Source organism: Micromonospora chalcea (assembly GCF_028768405.1).
Taxonomy (GTDB): domain Bacteria; phylum Actinomycetota; class Actinomycetes; order Mycobacteriales; family Micromonosporaceae; genus Micromonospora; species Micromonospora chalcea.
Genome location: NZ_CP118233.1, coordinates 3,247,890 through 3,266,423 on the forward strand (window position 1 = coordinate 3,247,890; position 18,534 = coordinate 3,266,423).

Below are 18,534 nucleotides of genomic sequence, written 5' to 3' on the forward strand. Positions count from 1 at the left end.
GCGCTGAACCTCTGGTCGGTAGCTGGACCCGAACCGCTCAATAGGGTCGTGCGCTGCGTCTTCGGCTCGGTCACCGGTGGATTCCACGGCTGGCCCGCTCGGCAGCGTCGCCCGGCGGGACCTGGCGCGGCAGGGGCCGGTCCGGTCCCGCCAGCTTCCGCCACAGGAACTCCAGCGTGAGTGTCCAGACGAAGGCGCGCTGCTCGTTGTTCGCCGCCGCGCCGTGCCCGCCCTCGACGTTCTCGTGGTAGGTCACGTCGTGCCCGTACTCCCGCAGCCGGGCCGCCATCTTGCGGGCGTGCGCGGGATGCACCCGGTCGTCTCGGGTCGAGGTCACGAACAGGACCGGCGGGTACGCCTCGCCGGCCCGGACGTTGTGGTACGGCGAGTACTCCCGCAGGTAGGCCCAGTCCTCCTCCCGGTCCGGGTCGCCGTACTCGGCCATCCACGAGGCGCCGGCCAGCAGCCGGTGGTAGCGCCGCATGTCCAGCAGGGGCACGTGCGCGACAACCGCGCCGAACAGCGCCGGGTAGCGGGTGAGCATCACTCCCATCAGCAGCCCGCCGTTGCTACCGCCCTCGATGCCCAGCCTTCGCGGCGTGGTGATCCCGCGCGTCACCAGGTCGGCCGCGACCGCCGCGAAGTCCTCGTACGCCCGCAGCCGGTTCTCCCGCAGCGCCGCGCGGTGCCACCGTGGGCCGTACTCGCCGCCGCCCCGGATGTTCGCCACCGCGTACGTGCCGCCGCGGGCCAGCCACCCCCGGCCGATGACTCCGCTGTAGTTCGGGGTCATCGGGATCTCGTAGCCGCCGTAGCCGGTGAGCAGCGCCGGCCCGCCGGTCGCGTCCGCCTTTCCCACCACGAAGTACGGCACCAGCGTCCCGTCAACCGAGGTGGCGAAGAACTGGCGCACCGCCAGGCCCTCAGGATTGAAGAAGGCCGGCTCTCGCTTGAGCGTTTCCACCGGGCCGCCGACCTGCCCGAGTCGCAGCGTCGCCGGTTGCAGGAACCCTTCGGAGTCGAGCAGATAGGCATCGCTGTGGTCCGGGTCGGTCTCTACGATCCGGCTGTGCCGACCCACCGGCGGTTCGGCGAGCGGCTCACGCCGCCAGCCCGACCCGTCGGGCGTCAGCACCTCAAGCCGGCTCCGCACGTCGAGGAGGGTCTCCAGGATCAGGTGGCGTCGCGTCCAGGCCCAGCCGCTCAGCGCGGCGCGGTCGTCCGGCCGGAAGAGCACCGCCAAATCCCGCCCGCCAGCCAGGAACGCGTCGAACGGGGTGACCAGCAGCGTGCCCGCCGGATGCGTGACCCCGCCGACCGTCCACGCCGAGCGCAGTCGGATCAGCAGCCACATCCGGTGCACGTCCGAGTCGGCGTCCTCCGGCACGTCGATCGGCACCAGCTCGTCGGCCTCGGTCAGCAGGTGCTTCCGTACCCGATAGAAGTCCAGGCTTCGGGCTACGAAGTCACGCGCGAAGCCGGGACTCGGATCGTGCCAGGCGTGGACGCTGACGTCGTCCGCGCGCCCCTCGTGTACGAGGGCAGCCGCGGAGAGCGGGGTGCCTCGCCGCCAGCGCTTGACGACTCGTGGATATCCCGACGAGGTCAGTGATCCGGGTCCGAAGTCGGTGCCGACGAAGATGTGGTCGGCGTCGATCCAACAGACGTCGGTCTTTGCCTCGGGGAGCGCGAAACCGTCCTCGACAAAGTCGCGGCGCACCAGGTCGAACTCCCGTACGACGACCGCGTCCGCGCCACCGCGGGACAGGCTGATCAGGCAACGCCGGTAACCGGGGCGCAGCACCGTCACCTGCTGCCAGACCCAGTTCTCGCCCTCCTTGGCGGCGAGGGCGTCCAGGTCGAGCAGCACGTCCCACTCCGGCGCCGGCTGGCGATACTGGTCGAGGGTGGTCCGCCGCCACACCCCGCGCGGGTGCACGGTGTCGGTCCAGAAGTTGTAGTAGAAGCCGTCCGCACGCCATCCCGGATACGGGATGCGGTCGTCTGCGTCCAGCACCTGCCGGATCTCCGTCCGCAGGCCGGCGAACGCCTCACCGTCGGTCAGCGCGGCGGCGGTCTCCAGGTTCCGCTCCCGCACCCACCGCACGGCGTCCGCGCCTTCAAGCTCCTCCAACCAGAGGTACGGGTCGTCGCCCTCATCAACCTGCGTCGCCACCCTCGCCACTATCCCGATGAGCGGCCCTGACCCAGTCCCAGATGTCAGCATGGCGACTCAACAGGTAGCCATGAGAGAGGCCGGCCCGGTCGACTTGGACGGCGAAGACCAGCTCGTGCGGAGTCACAGGCCGCGCTCGTCGCGCAGGTCGGCCAGCGGGACGGGGGTGTCGCCGGCGTCGATACGGGCCAGGGCATCGCGGGCCGCCGAGACATCTGCGGCATCCTCGGCTCGCTCGATCGCCTCGGCAAGCTCGGCGGGGACGATGGCCGCCAAGCGCTGCCCCCGGCGGGTCACGTAGGTGATCCGCCCGGCGTAGTGGGCACGCGACACGACATCCGCGAGGCTGTCTCGGGCATCGGAGATCGGCAGTTCGGCGGCGGGCTCGCTCATGTCCCGATCGTACGACTCGTACAACTCGTACAAGTGCAAAAGTGCCGCCTGCCGACCCTGGTGTGCGGGTGGGTCCGCCGGGTATGACGGAAACATGAGGGCGAGTTTCCGTCTGGGTCGGATCGCGGGCGTACCGGTCGGCGTCAACTGGAGTGTCCTGGTCATCTTCGTGCTGATCGCGTGGGCGCTGTCGGCGAGCCTGTTCCCGGCCTCGTACCCCGGTCACTCCCCCGTCGCCTACTTCGCGGCCGGCCTGGCCGCCGCCGTGGTCTTCTTCGTCGGTCTGCTCGCCCACGAGGTGGCGCACGCGGTGGTCGCCAAGCGCAACGGCATCGAGGTCGAGGGCATCACGCTCTGGCTGTTCGGCGGTGTCGCCGAGCTGAAGGGCGAGGCGAAGGACCCGGGCGCCGAGCTGCGGATCGCCGGGGTCGGGCCGCTGGTCAGCCTGATCATCGGCGTGTTCTTCGCGGCGATCGCGGTGGCTGTGGCCGCCGCGGGCGGGCACGGGCTGCTGCTCGGCGCGCTGGCCTGGCTGGCGGGCATCAACGTACTGCTGGCGATCTTCAACGTGCTGCCGGCCGCCCCGCTGGACGGCGGGCGGCTGCTGCGCGCGGCGGTGTGGAAGTTCACCGGCGACCGAACCAAGGCGTCGGTGGTGGCGGCCCGCGCGGGCTGGGTGCTCGGCGTCGTGCTGATCGGGCTGGGGCTGTGGCGGTTCTTCACCGGCGCGGGGTTCGGCGGGTTGTGGCTGGCGCTGATCGGCTGGTTCCTGCTCGGCGCCGCCGGCCAGGAGGAACGCGCCGCCCGGATGGGCGACGCGCTGCGCGGCATCCGGGTCGGCGACGTGATGACGCCGCAGCCGCAGACCGCGTCCGGCGACCTCACAGTGGCCGACTTCGTCGACCACTACCTTTTCGCGTACCGGCACTCCGCGCTCCCACTGACCGTCGACGGCAGGCCGGTCGGTCTGGTCACGCTCGATCGGGTACGCGGCATCGCGGCCGACCGCCGTGCGTCGACCACGCTGGCCGAGGTGTCCTGCCGGGCCGACGAGCTGGTGCTCGCCCGCCCGGACGAGCAGCTCACCGACCTGCTGCCCCGGCTCAACGAGTGCACCGACGGCCGCGCTCTCGTGGTGGTCGACAACCAGCTTGTCGGCATCGTCTCGCCCAGCGACATCAGCCGCGCGGTGCAGCGCGGCAGCCTGCGCCAGCAGATGCCGGCCGGACGCTGAGTCAGTCCCGGGGGAAGTAGCGGTCCATCTCGGCGGTGCGGAACTTCCCCTTCGGGTCGAACTCGCGCAGCAGCGCGGCGAAGTCGGCGTGCCGGGGGTACGCGGCGGCGGGATCGCGCTCGAACAGCTTGCCCCAGTGCGGGCGCGGCGCGAACGGGGCGAGCCGCTCCTCCACCTCGGTTAGCACCGGCGCGACAGCGACCGGATCGCCGATCCAGGTGAAGTGCAGCGCCAGCGAGTCGCGCCGGAAGTTCGGGCTCAGCCACAGCTCGTCGGCGGCGACCGTACGCAGCTCGCAGATCTGGAGCACGGCGGCGATGCGGTCGGCGACCGGGTCGAGCGCGGCGAGCGCCGCCGACGCGTCGGCCCGGGCCACGTGCCACTCCGACTGCAGCTCCTCGCCGCTGCTGGGGGTGAAGCCGAGCCGGAAGTGCGGCAGCCGCTCGTGCCACGGCCCCGGCTCGCCGAGCTGAGCGGTGCAGTGCTCCGGCGACATGCCGGGCACCGGGTGCCGGGGCGAGTCGGCGGCCACCGTGTCCAGCCAGTCGGCGGGCGGCGGGGCCTCGTCGGCGTACTGCTTCACCCACACCTGGTCGAAGCGCTCCGAGCGCCACGAGGTGAAGACGCTGACGCTGTACGCGGCGTCGAGCGCCTCGTCCAGCGCGGCGCGGGGCAGGCCCAGACGGACGTGCTGCCGGATCTCGTACGTGGGCACCACGTCGAGCGTGAGCCGGGTGACCACGCCCAGCGCGCCCAGGTTGACCACCAGCCCGGCGAACCGCGGGTCGGCCCGGTCGACGGTGATCAGGTCGCCGTCGGCGGTGACGAGTTCCAGCGCGGCGACGGCGGCGGCCAGGTTGCGGTTCCGCGCGCCGGAGCCGTGGGTGGCGGTGGCGACCGAGCCGGCCACCGAGATGTGCGGCAGCGACGCGAGGTTCGCCAGCGCGTACCCCTGGGCCTGGAGCGCGGTGGCCAGGTCGCCGTAGCGGACGCCCGCCGCGACGGTGACGGCGCCGCGGTCGGGGTCGAGCGCGACGGCGGGTGGCAGGCCGTCCAGCGCGATCTGGGTGCCGGTGGTGTCGCCGAGCCGGTTGAACGAGTGGCCGGTGCCGACGGCCCGGACCAGGTCGGCCTCCGCGACCAGCCGCCGCAGTTCGTCGGTCGAGGTCGGCCGCGATCGGGTACGCGCCGACCAGCTGACGTTTCCGGCCCAGTTCGTGTCCGTCATGCGCTGCATCATCCGCCATCATGCGCCGGCAGGGTTGCCCCGGCCACTCGGCGGGAATCCTGGCGGGATGAGCAGCTACCGCGACCCGAGCCTCCGCGGCGACGTGTACCCGTCGGAGGAGGAGATCGACCCGACCGGCGTGGACCCCGACGCTGCGGAGATGCCGCCCGCCGGTGTGGGACCCGCCGGTGTGGGGGTGACGCCCGCCGCGACCGCCCCGGTTCCGGGGCCCACGCCGGAGCCCGAGCCCGCGCCGGTGCCCCACCCGGGGCCGCCGCCGCGCCAGGGGGCGGGCCGGTCGATCGTGACCCGGCACCTGGACGGTTCCGTCGAGGTGGTCACGGATCTGGACGGCGACGGTGTGGCCGACGTGGTGCAGATCGACCTGGACGGCGACGGCGTACCCGACGTGACGTACCTGGACAGCGACCGCGACGGCCGCCTCGACACGGTCCGCCGCGCCACAACAAGCTGACCCGCCCGCCGCCCACGCGACTCGGCGACGATCTTGGAGTTCTGGCGTCCACACCGCCGTTGATCATGCGGTTGCCGCCCCGACAAGAGCCGTAAATCCGGCACCGGAAGGGCCGCAACCGCAAGATCGCGGGGTTTGTGGGGGGCGGCGCGGGAGTGCCTCCCGTAACGCGAGATTGTTGTTCCGCAAGGTGGGACCGCTGGAGATCTTGGTACGGAACGGCCCCTATAGGGGCCGTTCCGTACCAAGATCTCGACGGGAGGCGGGAGGCGGGAGGCGGGGCGGGGGACGCCAACCCCGGTCAGATGTGGGGCATCACCTCGGCGGCTACCAGCTCCAGGTGGTCCAGGTCGGTCAGGTCCAGCACCTGGAGGTAGGCCCGGGAGCTGCCCGCCTCGGCGTACCGGCCGAGCGTCTCGACCACCTCGGCGGGCGTGCCGGCGGCGCCGTTGGCGCGCAACTCGTCCGGGTCACGACCGATCGCCTCGGCGCGCCGCTTCACCTCGGCCTCGTTGCGGCCGCAGCACAGCACGAGCGCGTTGGACCAAGCCATCGTGGACGGATCGCGGTCGATCTCGGCGCAGGCGTCGCGTACCCGCTGGAACTGCGTGACGGTGTCCTCGACCGAGACGAACGGCAGGTTGAACTCGTCGGCGTACCGGGCGGCCAGGCGGGGCGTGCGCTTCGGGCCCATGCCGCCGAGCAGGATCGGCGGGCGGGGGCGCTGCACCGGCTTGGGCAGCGCGGGCGAGTCGCTGACCGGGTAGTACGTGCCGGGGAAGTCGAACGTGGAGCCCGCCGGGGTGGACCAGAGCCCGGTGATCACCGCGAGCTGCTCCTCCAGCCGGTCGAACCGCTCCCCCAGCGGCGGGAACGGGATGCCGTACGCGGTGTGTTCCTCGGCGTACCAGCCGGTGCCGATGCCCAGCTCGACCCGGCCGCCGCTCATCTGGTCGACCTGCGCCACGGTGATCGCCAGCGGGCCGGGGAGCCGGAACGTGGCGGCGGTCATCAGCGTGCCGAGCCGGATCCGGGTGGTGTCGCGGGCCAGCCCGGCGAGCGTGGTCCAGGCGTCGGTCGGGCCGGGGTCACCGCTCACCGAGCCCATCTTCAGGTAGTGGTCGGAGCGGAAGAAGGCGGCGAAGCCGGTCTCCTCCGCGCGCCGGGCCACGGCGAGGAGCTGGTCGTACGTGGCGCCCTGCTGGGGTTCGGTGAAGATCCGCAGTTCCATGCCCCGAGCATATGGAGCCGGCCGGGGCGGGGCAGCGCGACCTGTCATTCCTTGCCAGGCATATAACCGATGAGGCATATTGAAGGCGTGACAGTCGACGCCTTCGCCGTGCTGGCCGAGCCCTCCCGGCGCCGCATCCTGGACCGGCTGCGCCGGACCGAGAGCAGCGTCGGCGAGCTGGTGGACGCGCTGGGCATGAGCCAGCCGGCCGTCTCCAAGCACCTGCGCGTGCTCCGCGACGCCGGCCTGGTCACCTGCCGTACTGCCGCGCAGCGGCGGATCTACCGGGTCGACACCGCGCCGCTACGAGCAGTCGACGACTGGCTCGGGCCCTACCGGTCGATGTGGACCACGCATCTCGACGCCCTGGAACGCCATCTCGACAGTCAGGAGTGACAGATGGACCGCGACTCGTTCCGCCCCGGCCCACTCGCCCGGGTGAGGCTGACACCCGAAAACGAACTGGTCTTCGTCCGCGACCTGCGGCACCCGCCGGAAACCGTGTGGGCCGCGCTCACCGACCCGGATCGGCTCGCCGAGTGGGCGCCGTTCCTGGCCGACCGTGACCTGGGCCGCCCCGGCGACGCCGTACTCAGCGCCGTCGACGGCGACCAGAGCTACCCGGCGCCGGCCCGGGTGCTGCGCGCCGACCGGCCGCACCTGCTGGAGTACACCTGGGGCGACGACCTGCTGCGCTGGGAGTTGACCGCCAACGGCGACGGCACCACGCTGACGCTGCGGCACCGGGTCGGCGGTCCCGACCTCGCCGCGATGACTGCCGCCGGCTGGCACATCTGCCTCGACGTCGCCGCGCATCTGCTCGACGGCGACCCGGTCGGCCCGATCCGGGGCGCGGAGGCGAAGGACTTCGGCTGGGCGGACCTGCGCGACGCGTACGCCGAACGCCTGGACCGCGACTGACGACTGCGGTCACCCGGTCCGGCGGCGCAGCCACCCGGCGGCGCCGCCGACAAGCGTCGTTCCGATGGTGGTGCCGATCGCCACCAGCGCCGCCCCGACCGCCCACAGGCCGGTGTCGTCGGTCGAGGCGGCGTGCACCGCCCACGGAACGGTGAACGCCACTGTCATCACGGTCGCCACCAGCCAGATGTTCAGCCACCAGCCGGCGACGGCGGCCAGCGCGCCCAGGGTCAGCACCGCGGCGGCGACCTGCCAGACCGCGTACGGCCCGCTCATGTCACCGGTCTGCGGGTCCACGGTCCAGCCGGACTCCCAGCTCAGCCAGGCCACCCAGGCGCCGGCCGTGGCCAGCGCCAGGAACAGACCGCCGAGCAGCGTACGTCTCGTCGTCACGCCTTCGATCCTGCCCGGCCGGCGGGGCCGGCGAATGAGCACGCGTACTCGATTTCGCCGCCGCGCACACGGCGGTGTGCGCGGCGTGTGCGCCCGGTGCCAGCGGCCCCGGCCATCGTCGGCGTCATGAGTTACGCATTCGAAGCGGAGGGCCTGGTCAAGCGGTTCGGTACGACCACCGCGCTGGCCGGGATCGACCTCGCCGCACGCCGGGGGACCGTGCTGGGGGTGCTGGGGCCCAACGGCGCCGGCAAGACCACTGCGGTACGGATCCTCGCCACGCTGTTGCGCCCGGACGGGGGGCGCGCGACTGTCGGCGGCTACGACGTGGTCACCGACGCCGCCCGGGTACGGCGGCTGATCGGGCTGACCGGCCAGTACGCCTCGGTGGACGAGGACCTGACCGGCACCCAGAACCTGGTGCTGATCGGCCGGCTGCTCGACCTGAGCCGCCACGAGGCGCGGGCGCGGGCGGCGGAGCTGCTCGCCTGGTTCGGCCTGACCGACGCGGCCGGACGCCCGGCCAAGACGTACTCCGGTGGCATGCGCCGCCGCCTGGACCTGGCCGCGAGCCTGGTCGGCCGGCCGGAGGTGATCTACCTGGACGAGCCGACGACCGGGCTGGACCCGGCGAAGCGGGAGGAGATGTGGGGTGTGGTCCGCTCGCTCGTCGACGACGGGTCGACGGTGCTGCTGACCACGCAGTACCTGGACGAGGCCGACGCGCTCGCCGACGAGATCTCGGTGATCGACCACGGCCGGGTGATCGCGCACGGTACGCCGGGCGAGCTGAAGCGGATCGCGGGCAGCCAGACGATCGTGGTCCGGCCGACCGATCCGGGCCGGATCGGCGCGGTCGCCGAGATCCTGCGCGCCGCCACCGGGGCCGATCCCGAGCTGCCCCGGCCGGGCGTGCTGACCGTGCCGGTGGACGACGACGCCCCGTTCACCGCTGTGGTCCGCCGGCTCGACGACGCCGGCATCGGAGTGGTCGAGCTGGCGCTGCGGCTGCCCAGCCTCGACGAGGTGTTCTTCACGTTGACCGGCCACGGCGCCGAGGAGCAGGCGGAGGTGGCGGCATGACCACGACGACCCGTACGGCGACGCCGCCGCCCCGGACCGGCACGCCCCGCGCCTCCGCCCGTCCGTTCGGGCTGGTCCGGCACAGTCTCGCGCTGGCCGGCCGCAGCCTGATCAAGACGATCCGGACCCCGGAACAACTGCTCGACGTCACGCTCCAGCCGGTCGTCTTCGTGCTGATCTTCGTCTACCTGCTCGGCGGCGCGGTCGCCGGCTCGCAGCACGAGTACCTGCAGTTCCTGCTGCCCGCGATCATGGTGCAGACCGTGCTGTTCGCGTCCATCGCCACCGGCGTCAGCCTCAACACCGACGTCGAGAAGGGCGTCTTCGACAGGTTCCGCAGCCTGCCGATCGCCCGGTCCGCGCCGCTCGTCGGCTCGGTGGTCGGCGACCTGGTCCGGTTCGTGGTCTCCATCGCGGTGCTGCTGGGGTTCGGCTACGCGCTCGGCTTCCGGATCGGCACCGATCCGCTGTCCGCGCTCGCCGCCTGCCTGCTGACCATCGCGTTCGCGTTCGCGGTCAGCTGGATCGGCGTGCTGCTCGGGGTGCTGATGCGCAGCCCGGGCGCGGTGCAGGGCACGGCGTTCCTGCTGCTGTTCCCGCTGACCTTCGGCACCAACATGATGGTGCCGACGGACACGCTGCCCGGCTGGTTGCAGTGGTGGGTCGGGGTCAACCCGGTGGCCGACGTGATGGAGGCGGCCCGGGGTCTGATGATCGGCGGCCCGGTGGCCGGTCCGGTGACCCGGTCGCTGCTCTGGACCGTGGCGATCATCGCGGTCTTCGCGCCGCTCGCCGTCCGCGCCTACCGCCGCCGCGCCTGAGGGCGCCTCATCCAGCCGGGTCGCCGCCCACGAACGCGAGGGCGTCGGCCCGGCTGCGGCCGTGACCCCGGGCGTACGCGGCGGCGTAGCTCTCCTCGCCCAGCTCGGCGCGCAGCCGCTCGGCGAGCCGCTGCGCGTCGGGATTGGAGCGGTCCGGCCGCCCGCGCAGCGAGTCGGAGACGCCGAGCAGTTCGGCCGCGCGCTCGTACCGGCCCTCGGCCACCGCCAACGCGACCCAGCCGACAGTGACGATCGCGACCACCGGCATGTCCCGGGCGGCGAGGCTGCGCGTGGTCGCATCGTCGAGACAGCGACGCGCACCCGGCAGGTCACCGCGGGCCAGCGCCAGATGGCCCGTCTCGGTCAGCAGCAGGGCACGGAACTGCGGGGCGGCCAACGGCGTCTCGTCCTGGCGGCGCGTCGCCTCGGCGAGGCACTCCTGCGCCTCGTCCAGCGACCCCTCGGAGCGGGCGATGCTGCCGAGCATCATCAGCCCGAACGCGCCGTCCCGGCCGTCCCGGTCGGTCACGAACCGGCGCAGTTCGGCCTTGGCGCCGGCCACGTCGCCGGAGCGGGCCCGGATGGCGGCGAGCCAGATCAGCTGGAAGCCGGGCTCGGAGGCCGGGTTGAGTTCCCGGGCCAGCCGCACCGACTCCTCCAGCGCCGCGGTCGCCGCCTCGAAGTCGCCGCGTTTGGTGAGCGCGTCGGCGTACTCGCTGAGCACGTGCGACAGGCTCATCCGCTCGCCGACCGCGCGCAGCTCCGCGGCGGCGTCGGTCAGGTCACGCAGCATGCCCTCGGCGTCGCCGTCGTTCTCCTTGAACTTGCCGCGTACCCCCAGCAGCGTGCCGTCGGTCCACGGGTCGGGATGCCCGCGCGCACGGTCGATCGCCGCGATCCCGGCCGCCGTGTCGTCGTCGAAGATCGACAGCATCGGCGCGAGCAGCCCCACGATCGGATGCTTGGTCCCCTCCACCGCCCGCAGGGTCGTGGTCAGCTCGGCGATCTGCTCCGGCGTCGGCCCCCGCTCGCCGCCTGCCAGCTCCGAACCGATGCGGATGGCGAGCACCACCGCCCGCTCCTCCGCCGGGGCCGGGCCGGGCAGCGCCAGCGCGCGGGCCAGCACGTCACCGCCGATGCCGCCGTCGCCCCAGATCACCAGCGGCAACGCCAGCCCCGCGCCGATGCGCAGCGCGGTGTCGGCGTCACCGGCGTCGCAGGCGTAGTGCAGCGCGCCGACGATGTTCTCCCGTTCCGCCTCCAGCAGCCGCAGCCACGGCAGCTGACCGGCCGTGCGCAGGTGCGGCTCCGCGGTCCGGACCAGCTCCCGGAAGTACGCCGCGTGCGCGGCGCGCGCCCCGGCCGACGCCCCGGCGGCGGCGAGCCGTTCCAGCCCGTACTCCCGGATGGTCTCCAGCATCCGGAACCGCCCGTCGCCGACCACCTGGAGCAGCGACTTGTCCACGAGCGCGTCGAGCAGCGCGACGGCGGCCGGGCCGGCGACGCCGGCCGCCGAGTCGGCGGTGACCGACGCCGGGAAGACCGCGAGCCGTTCGGCGAGCTGCCGCTCGTCGTCGGTGAGCAGCCCCCAGCTCCAGTCCACCACCGCCCGCAGCGTGCGGTGCCGGGGCAGCGCGGTGCGGCTGCCGCCGGTCAGCAGCCGGAACCGGTCGTCCAGACCGGCCGCGACCTGCCGCGGCGACAGCGTCCGCAGGCGCGCCGCCGCGAGTTCGATGGCCAGCGGCAGGCCGTCGAGCCGCCGGCAGATCTCCACCACTGCCGCCACGTTCTCGCCGGTCACCGCGAACCCGGGCCGCACGGCAGCGGCCCGGTCGCGCAGCAACTGCACCGACGGGTACGCGAGCGCGTCGCCCGGCGTCGCGTCCGCCGGTGGCAGCCGCAACGGGGGTACGGGTTCCAGCACCTCGCCGACGATGCCGAGCGGCTCCCGGGAGGTGGCCAGCACGCGCAGCCCCGGACAGTGGCCGAGCAGGTCCTCGGCGAGCCGGGCGGCGGCCTCGACGACGTGTTCGCAGTTGTCCAGCACGATCAGCGTCTCGTCGGTGGCGATCGTGTCCACCAGGCGGCCGAGCGTGTCGCGGGCCGGCTGGCGTACCGGTTCCAGCTTCCGGTCCCGCCGCCCGAGCGTGTCGAGCACGGCCCGTGGCACGTCCGCCGGGTCGGTGATCGGTGCCAGCTCGACCAGCCACGCCCCGCCGGGTACGCCGTCGGCGAGCCGGCCCGCCGCCACGCTCGCCAGCCGCGTCTTGCCCGCTCCGCCCGGCCCGAGCAGGGTGACCAGCCGGTTGCCGGCGAGCAGCCCGGTGAGCCGGCGCAGGTCCTCGTCGCGCCCGACGAACGTGGTGAGCGCGGCCCGCAGGTTGCCCCGCGTCACGGCCGTCGGCTGCCGCGGGGCCGCCTCGCCGCGCAGCAGCTCCAGGTGCGCGGCCCGCAACTGCGGCGACGGGTCGACGCCCAGCTCGTCGGCGAGCCGCTGCCGGATCCGCTCGTACGCGGCGAGCGCCTCGGCGGGCCGCCCGGCGGCGGCGAGCGTACGCAGGTGCAGCTCGGCCAGCCGCTCCCGCAGCGGATGCGCGGCGGTCAGCTCCTCCAGCTCGGCGACCAGCAGTTCCGGCCGCCCGGCGCGCAGCTCCGCCTCGATCCGGTCCTCCTGCGCGGTGAGCCGCAGTTCCGCCAGCCGCGCCACCGCTGCCGCCGCGTACGGCGCGTCGGCGACCTCGGCCAGCGCCGGCCCCCGCCACAGCGCGAGCGCGTCGCGCAACGTCGTCCGCGCCGTCGCCGCGTCCCCGTCGCGAAGCGCCGCCCGCCCCTGCCGGGCCAGTCGCTCGAACCGCCCGGCGTCCACGTCGTCCGGGTCCAGGTCGAGCCGGTAGCCCGCCGGGCTGCTGCGTACCCCGAGCCCGGGCACCGCCCGGCGCAGCCGCGACACGAGCGTCTGCACCGCGTTGGCGGTGTCGGTCGGCGGCTCATCGCCCCAGAGCGCCTCGGCCAGCGCCGGTACGCTCACCGGCCGGCCCGGGTCCAGGGCGAGGCGGATCAGCAGCGCCCGCAGCCGCGCCCCGGCGACGTCGAGCGGCCGGTCGCCGTCGCGGACCTCAAGCGGCCCGAGGATCCCCACCCGCACCATGTCACTCTCTCACCCGCTGGCGAACCGATGGTGGCAAGATCGCGGGCGTGACGAGTGTGTCCCGCCCGCTGCCACGGCTCGTGGGGCCGGAGGCGTTCGCGGACGTCCCCGCCGACCGGCTCCTGGCGGTGCTGGAGGCGGTCACGATGGTCCTCACGCTCCCCCACCGCGCCGCCGAGCGGGTGGACGCGCTGGTGGTGGCCACCGGCCAGGGCGAGGACTGGCGTCTCACCGACGCGATCCGCGCCTGGGAGACCGGCCCGGCGCTGCGGCACCTGCTGGTGGCGAACACCGACTCGGCCGAGCGGACGTACCGCCCGCTCACACTGGACCGGCTGCGCGGACTCGGTCTGCGCCGGGTCGACGGGGTCGTGCTCCAGGCCGAGCCGGTCACCGGCACCGGCCGGCAGGCCACCTGGGTCGTGGAGCAGGTACGGGCGCTGGGCATCGGCAGCGTCGCGCTCGTCGTCTCGCCGTACCACCTGGTCCGGGTCTATCTCACAGTGCTGCGGGCCTGCGACGACGCCGGCCTGCGGATCCCGATGGTGCCGCTACCAGTGGCTGTCGCACCGGACGCCCCGGTGCCGGAGACCGGCGCGGCCGGGTACGACCTGGTGGCCGGCGAGGTCAGTCGGCTGCTCCGCTATCCCGGCCAGGGGTGGATCGCCACCCCGGAACGGCTACGCGACTACCTGCGCTGGCTCTGGTCCGAGCACCACCCTCTGCTCACCGGCGCCTGAAGGTTCCCCGGCGGGCTACGCGTCGGGGATCCGGACGGTGAGCACCCGGGTGAGGACGCGGAAACCGGCCGCGTCGTACATCCTGCGGGCCGGGTTGCCGTCGACCACCGACAGGCCGACGGACGGCAGCCCCGCCTCCCGCGCGCCGCGCAGCGCGTGGACGAGCAGCGCCCGCCCGAACCCGCGCCGCTGCGCCCGGGGCGCGACACCGAGGTTGAGGATCCAGACGCAGTCGTCGTCAGTCCACGGCACCGGTCCGGCGCACAGCACGTGCCCGGCGCTGCGGCCGTCCGGGTCGATCAGCCGGGCCGAGGCGGGCACCAGCGGCGGCACCGGTTCGCCGGTGTCGAACATCGCCCGCACCTGTTCGGTGTCGCTGGGCTGCCAGCGGCCGTCCGGGTGGTCCGGGCCGTACGCCGCGTCCAGTCCCTCGGCGAGTTCGTCGTCCCAGCCGGGGGCGCCGAGCGACCAGCCGTCCGGCAGCGCCACCGGTTCCGGCACGTCGGTCAGGTCGTGCCGCATGTCCGTGGCGGCCCGGCTCAGCTTCAGCCCGTCGGCCACCAGCGCCGCCGCCAGCGCCTCGTCCGGCGTCTCCAGCCGATGCCCGGCGAGGTCACGCCGCACCTGCGCGACGAGCCGGGTGAGCGGCGCCCCGGCCAGCGGCCTCACGCCGGCCGCGACCCGCGTGCCGTCGTCGTCCCGCAGCCGCATCCGGGCCAGCGGCACGTCGTCGGCATCGAACAGCAGCGAGTAGTGGAGGTGCGGCAGTACCGGCATTCGCGGCAGCGTACCCGGCGCGCCCCGCCCCCGCTTCCCCGCCGATCTTGGAGTTGTGGCGCCTGAATCGCCCTACTCGGTGGCATTCGTCAACCGCCACAACTTCAAGATCGACGAGAGCGCCCACGGGCGGGCAGGGTGCGGGGCCTAGGGTTGGGGGGTGAGCAGGGTCGATCGGGGTAGCAGGACGATCGGGGCCGCGCCGGCAGCGGTGTACGGGGCGCTCGTGGACCGGGCCGCCCTGGAGGCTTGGTTGCCGCCGGACGGGATGCGCGGGCGGATCGAGCGGTGGGATCCTCGGCCCGGTGGCGGGTTCCGGATGGTGCTCACCTATCTCGATCCGGCGGGCAGCCCGGGCAAGACGTCGGACGCCACCGACGTGGTCGACGTCGGGTTCGCCGAACTCGTACCGGCGCGCCGGGTCGTGCAGACCGCCGTGTTCCAGGCCGACGACCCCGCGTACGCGGGCACCATGACCATGACCTGGCACCTCGCAGCGGCCGGCGACGGCACCGAGGTGACGGTCACGGCCACCGGCGTACCACCGGGCATCGACCAGGCGGTGCACGAGGAGGGCATCGCGTCCTCGCTGGCGCACCTGGCCGCGTACCTCGAATCGGGCGGCTGACCTCGGCGGACGCCGGGATTGGCGGCGGTTTTTGCGGGTAGCCGCCGGCGGTGACCGGGCAGCGGGAGGGGCGCGGCGGCCGGCGGCGGTCGTCGCGGCGCGCCGGCCTGGACGCGGAACGGTTCGACGAGGCGTGGGAGCGCGTGGACGAGCGCGGCCGGGCCGCCGGGCGGGACCGGATGCAGCAGCTGCGGGTCAAGTCCGTACTCGCCGTGCAGGCCGGTCTGGCGGCGGCGCTGGCCTGGGCCGTCGCGCGCTGGGTCACCGGCATGCCGAGCCCGATCTTCGCCCCGGCGGCCGCGGTCGCGGTGATCACCTCGTCGTTCGGACGCCGCCTCTCCAACACCGTCGAGCTGCTCGCCGGGGTGACGCTCGGCATCATCGTGTCGGACCTGCTGATCGGTGCCGTCGGCGCCGGGGTGTGGCAGACCGGCGTGATCGTCGCGGCGTCCGTCCTGGTCGCGCTGGCATTGAGTACGCGGGGCGGGATCGTGGGCAACGCCAGCGGTACGGCGGTGCTGCTCGGCGCGCTCTCCTCGTCCCGGCACACGCTGGAGTTCCCCCGCTTCGTGGACGCGCTGATCGGCGGCGGCGTGGGACTGGTGGTGACACTGCTGCTGGTGCCGATCAACCCGCTGCGGGTCATGCGGCGGGTGGCCGCGCCGACGTTGCGGCAGCTCGCCGACCAGCTCGCGGCGACCGCCACCGCCCTACGGCGACGCGACCACGAACTGGCCGACCGGGCGCTGAGCCGGTCGCAGGCGATCGGCACGGACCTGGGCCGGTTCTGGGACGTCTTCGGCGGCGCGAAGGAAACCGTCGACCTCGCCCCGGCCCGGTGGCCGAGGCGGCGATCCGTTCAGCATTACCAGCTCGGCGCGCCGGACGTGGACCAGGCGGTCTGGAACACCCGCGTGCTGGCCCGGCGGGCCGTGGTGCTGATCGAGGACGGGGAGCCGATCCCGGAGAGCCTGCCGGACGCCGTGGAGGCGCTCGGCGCGGCGGTGCACGCCGTACAGGAGGAGGTTCTCGCGGACCAGGGTCCGGAGGACGCCCGCCGGCACGCGCTGAACGCGGTGGCGGCCGCGACGCGCGCGGAGCTGGCCGGGACCGGGCTGTCCGGCACGGTGATCGTCGGGCAGGTCCGGACCGCCGCGAGCGACATCCTCCAGGCGACCGGGATGGACCGGGAGGAGGCGCTGCGGCGCATCCGGGAGGTGGCCGCCGCGCAGTCGTGACCCGGTCAGTCGTCCCCGCGTACGCGGGCGTGCAGGTGCATGTCGTGCCGTCCGTCGTCGTGCACGGCCGCGCTGCGCTTGGTGCCCTCCAGCCGGAACCCGGCCTTGACCGCCACCCGGCACGACGCGACGTTGCCGGTCGAGTGGTCCAGCCAGAGCCGGTGCAGCCGGCCGTCCGCGAGCGCCCACGCGCTCAGCGCCCGCAGCGCGCCGGAGGCCACGCCGGTGCCGCGGGCCGCCGGAACCACCCAGTACGCGCACGCGGCCTCGCCGTCGTCGAGGTTGACGCCGCCCAACGTCATGCGGCCCACCACCTCGTCGCCCCGGGTCACCGCCCAGCTCGCGCCCGTCTCCTCCTGCCACGATCGACGGGAGTGGGCGAACCACTGGAGGACCTGCTCCGGCGACGCGGGCCGGCGGGTGTGCCAGCGGCGGATCTCCGGATCCTGGTACGCGGCCAGGACGGTCGGCGCGTCCCCGTCCGCCCAGGGGCGCAGGACCAGTCCGCCCTCGGCGGGCAACGTCGGTTGCGGGCCGGCGGCCAACGTACCGGCGGGAACGGCGGGCGGTGTGGACACCTGAAAGCGCATGCCCGACTCTCCCCCGCCGACCACCCCACATGTCAATCGGGTTCAGATCGGCCCGTGCGAGGGTCCACGCGTCACGTGGCCGCTCGGCTAGGGTGCGCTGGTGGCAGTGACGGCAGCGGGCGTCTTCCGGCGCACGCCGCGGGAACGGCCTGGGTGTGCCGGGACACCTACCCGGACCGGCCGATCGGTCTCGCGGGGTTGCGGTTCGCGGGCGAGCGCCAGGTCTTCCACGTGTACGCGACCTGGGCGGACTGGGCGTTCGACCACGCCGGATGGAACCGGGAGGCGGACCTGCTCGCCGCCAACCGGGAGTTCGAACGGCGTCCACTGGACCGGATCGGGATCACGGGCGACCTCGCCACGTTCTGCCGGGCCCAGCATCACCGCATGCCGCACCAGTACTTCGGTGACCCGCTCCCCCGCGCCCGCGACTACGTGAACCGGCATCCCCCGCCGGTGAGCAGGTAGGCGACCCGAATCAGCGCCGGCGCACGGCTCGCCACGAACTCGGCCAGCACCGCCCGCTCGTCTTCGTCCACCGCACCACCCTCGTCTCCTCGTTCACCAGTGACAGACGCGCGGGGACGCCGCCACTATCCCGGAATCGGCGAGAATCCTGCTCAGGGCCCCGCCTACACTGCGCCGCGTGGACCAGGCCGCACCGCACACCGTCGCCTCGATCGCGCACGACCTGCGCACGCTCGGCGTCACCTCCGGTGACGTCCTGCTGCTGCACTCGTCGTACCGGAGTCTCGGGTTCGTCGCCGGGGGCACCCACGCGGTGGTGCTGGCGCTGCTGGAGGCGCTCGGTCCGGAGGGCACCCTCGTGGTGCCGACGCACACGCCGGACAACACGGATCCGGCCGGGTGGCGGCATCCGCCCGTACCGGAGGCGTGGTGGCCCGTCATCCGCGAGCACACCCCGGGCTTCGACCCGGCGCGCACGCCGAGCCGGTGGATGGGCGCCGTCGCCGAGACGGTACGCACCTGGCCGGGCGCCCGCCGCAGCGACCATCCGCAGGTGTCGTTCGCCGCGCTCGGCGCGCACGCCGCCGATGTCGTGGACGGACACCGCCTCGACGACGCGCTGGGCGAGGGCTCACCGCTGGGCGCGGTCTACCGGCTCGGCGGCAAGGTGCTGCTGCTCGGCTGCGAACACAGCTCCAACACCTCGCTGCACCTGGCGGAATGGCGGCAGGCGTCGCCGCCGCGGGCGGTGACAGGTTCGGCGGTACGGCTGCCGGACGGAACGAGCCGGTGGACCACGTGGACCGACGTCGTCACCGACGAGGACGACTTCGACCGGCTGGGCGCCGACTTCGAGGCCACCGGCGGCGCGACGGTCGGCCGGGTCGGCAGCGCGACGGCCAGGCTGATGCGCCAACGCGCGCTGGTCGACTTCGCGACCGGGTGGATGGCCACCAACCGCACGGGCTGATCGCCGTCCCCGTCCGCCGC

The 18,534-nt window shown here is 73.9% G+C and carries 19 protein-coding genes; 11 read left to right on the top strand and 8 right to left on the bottom strand.

Annotation, left to right across the window (positions count from 1 at the left end):
• Nucleotides 1-70: 70 nt before the first annotated feature.
• Both PVK74_RS13970 and PVK74_RS13975 read right to left on the bottom strand, forming a co-directional pair.
• Nucleotides 71-2,176 carry a prolyl oligopeptidase family serine peptidase gene (locus PVK74_RS13970; protein WP_274479192.1) on the bottom strand — a complete coding sequence of 702 codons (2,106 nt, stop codon included), beginning with the start codon at nucleotides 2,174-2,176 and terminating at the stop codon, nucleotides 71-73.
• Between the two features lie 123 nt (nucleotides 2,177-2,299).
• Nucleotides 2,300-2,569 carry a type II toxin-antitoxin system prevent-host-death family antitoxin gene (locus PVK74_RS13975; protein WP_187694394.1) on the bottom strand — a complete coding sequence of 90 codons (270 nt, stop codon included), beginning with the start codon at nucleotides 2,567-2,569 and terminating at the stop codon, nucleotides 2,300-2,302.
• 94 nt (nucleotides 2,570-2,663) lie between these two features.
• Here PVK74_RS13975 and PVK74_RS13980 point away from each other — a divergent pair, with 94 nt between their 5' ends.
• A complete protein-coding gene (locus PVK74_RS13980) occupies nucleotides 2,664-3,803 on the top strand; it encodes a site-2 protease family protein (protein WP_043329128.1) in 1,140 nt (379 codons plus the stop codon).
• Nucleotide 3,804: 1 nt separating this feature from the next.
• Here PVK74_RS13980 and PVK74_RS13985 read toward each other — a convergent pair whose 3' ends face one another.
• Complete coding sequence (locus PVK74_RS13985) at nucleotides 3,805-5,031, bottom strand: FAD-binding protein (RefSeq protein ID WP_064448315.1); 1,227 nt, start codon at nucleotides 5,029-5,031, stop codon at nucleotides 3,805-3,807.
• A 67-nt stretch (nucleotides 5,032-5,098) separates the two neighbouring features.
• On the opposite strand from PVK74_RS13985, the gene PVK74_RS13990 reads away from it, so the two are divergent.
• Nucleotides 5,099-5,506, top strand: a complete 408-nt coding sequence (locus tag PVK74_RS13990) for a hypothetical protein (protein ID WP_064448203.1) — start codon at nucleotides 5,099-5,101, stop codon at nucleotides 5,504-5,506.
• A 301-nt stretch (nucleotides 5,507-5,807) separates the two neighbouring features.
• On the opposite strand, the gene PVK74_RS13995 is transcribed toward PVK74_RS13990, so the two are convergent.
• Complete coding sequence (locus tag PVK74_RS13995) at nucleotides 5,808-6,737, bottom strand: LLM class F420-dependent oxidoreductase (protein WP_166456698.1); 930 nt, start codon at nucleotides 6,735-6,737, stop codon at nucleotides 5,808-5,810.
• An 87-nt stretch (nucleotides 6,738-6,824) separates the two neighbouring features.
• On the opposite strand from PVK74_RS13995, the gene PVK74_RS14000 reads away from it, so the two are divergent.
• Nucleotides 6,825-7,133, top strand: a complete 309-nt coding sequence (locus PVK74_RS14000; RefSeq protein WP_274479193.1) for an ArsR/SmtB family transcription factor — start codon at nucleotides 6,825-6,827, stop codon at nucleotides 7,131-7,133.
• 3 nt (nucleotides 7,134-7,136) lie between these two features.
• Nucleotides 7,137-7,658, top strand: coding sequence for an SRPBCC family protein (locus PVK74_RS14005; protein ID WP_274479194.1), 522 nt, complete (start codon nucleotides 7,137-7,139; stop codon nucleotides 7,656-7,658).
• 9 nt (nucleotides 7,659-7,667) lie between these two features.
• Here the strand turns inward: PVK74_RS14005 and PVK74_RS14010 are convergent, their stop codons facing one another.
• Nucleotides 7,668-8,051, bottom strand: coding sequence for a hypothetical protein (locus tag PVK74_RS14010; protein ID WP_043329122.1), 384 nt, complete (start codon nucleotides 8,049-8,051; stop codon nucleotides 7,668-7,670).
• Nucleotides 8,052-8,177: 126 nt separating this feature from the next.
• Between PVK74_RS14010 and PVK74_RS14015 the strand changes: the two genes are divergently transcribed.
• Together PVK74_RS14015 and PVK74_RS14020 are read left to right on the top strand one after the other, a co-directional pair.
• Nucleotides 8,178-9,134, top strand: a complete 957-nt coding sequence (locus PVK74_RS14015) for an ATP-binding cassette domain-containing protein (RefSeq protein ID WP_113972741.1) — start codon at nucleotides 8,178-8,180, stop codon at nucleotides 9,132-9,134.
• Complete coding sequence (locus PVK74_RS14020) at nucleotides 9,131-9,955, top strand: ABC transporter permease (protein ID WP_043329121.1); 825 nt, start codon at nucleotides 9,131-9,133, stop codon at nucleotides 9,953-9,955. Before PVK74_RS14015 ends, PVK74_RS14020 begins: the two co-directional genes overlap by 4 nt.
• Nucleotides 9,956-9,962: 7 nt before the next feature.
• Here PVK74_RS14020 and PVK74_RS14025 read toward each other — a convergent pair whose 3' ends face one another.
• Entirely contained in the window at nucleotides 9,963-13,103 is a 3,141-nt protein-coding gene (locus tag PVK74_RS14025) for an AfsR/SARP family transcriptional regulator (RefSeq protein ID WP_274479195.1), read from the bottom strand.
• Nucleotides 13,104-13,150: 47 nt separating this feature from the next.
• Here PVK74_RS14025 and PVK74_RS14030 point away from each other — a divergent pair, with 47 nt between their 5' ends.
• A complete protein-coding gene (locus PVK74_RS14030; RefSeq protein ID WP_373888015.1) occupies nucleotides 13,151-13,843 on the top strand; it encodes a hypothetical protein in 693 nt (230 codons plus the stop codon).
• A 15-nt stretch (nucleotides 13,844-13,858) separates the two neighbouring features.
• Here the strand turns inward: PVK74_RS14030 and PVK74_RS14035 are convergent, their stop codons facing one another.
• A complete protein-coding gene (locus tag PVK74_RS14035; RefSeq protein ID WP_274479196.1) occupies nucleotides 13,859-14,620 on the bottom strand; it encodes a GNAT family N-acetyltransferase in 762 nt (253 codons plus the stop codon).
• A 160-nt stretch (nucleotides 14,621-14,780) separates the two neighbouring features.
• Between PVK74_RS14035 and PVK74_RS14040 the strand changes: the two genes are divergently transcribed.
• A complete protein-coding gene (locus PVK74_RS14040; protein ID WP_210888163.1) occupies nucleotides 14,781-15,248 on the top strand; it encodes an SRPBCC family protein in 468 nt (155 codons plus the stop codon).
• Nucleotides 15,249-15,298: 50 nt separating this feature from the next.
• On the top strand, nucleotides 15,299-16,486 hold the full coding sequence (locus PVK74_RS14045; protein ID WP_274479197.1) for an FUSC family protein: 1,188 nt from the start codon (nucleotides 15,299-15,301) through the stop codon (nucleotides 16,484-16,486).
• 5 nt (nucleotides 16,487-16,491) lie between these two features.
• Here PVK74_RS14045 and PVK74_RS14050 read toward each other — a convergent pair whose 3' ends face one another.
• On the bottom strand, nucleotides 16,492-17,076 hold the full coding sequence (locus PVK74_RS14050) for a GNAT family N-acetyltransferase (protein ID WP_043329118.1): 585 nt from the start codon (nucleotides 17,074-17,076) through the stop codon (nucleotides 16,492-16,494).
• 153 nt (nucleotides 17,077-17,229) lie between these two features.
• Here PVK74_RS14050 and PVK74_RS14055 point away from each other — a divergent pair, with 153 nt between their 5' ends.
• On the top strand, nucleotides 17,230-17,544 hold the full coding sequence (locus PVK74_RS14055) for a hypothetical protein (RefSeq protein WP_274479198.1): 315 nt from the start codon (nucleotides 17,230-17,232) through the stop codon (nucleotides 17,542-17,544).
• A gap of 178 nt (nucleotides 17,545-17,722) precedes the next feature.
• Complete coding sequence (locus tag PVK74_RS14060) at nucleotides 17,723-18,514, top strand: AAC(3) family N-acetyltransferase (RefSeq protein ID WP_274479199.1); 792 nt, start codon at nucleotides 17,723-17,725, stop codon at nucleotides 18,512-18,514.
• Nucleotides 18,515-18,534: the final 20 nt, after the last annotated feature.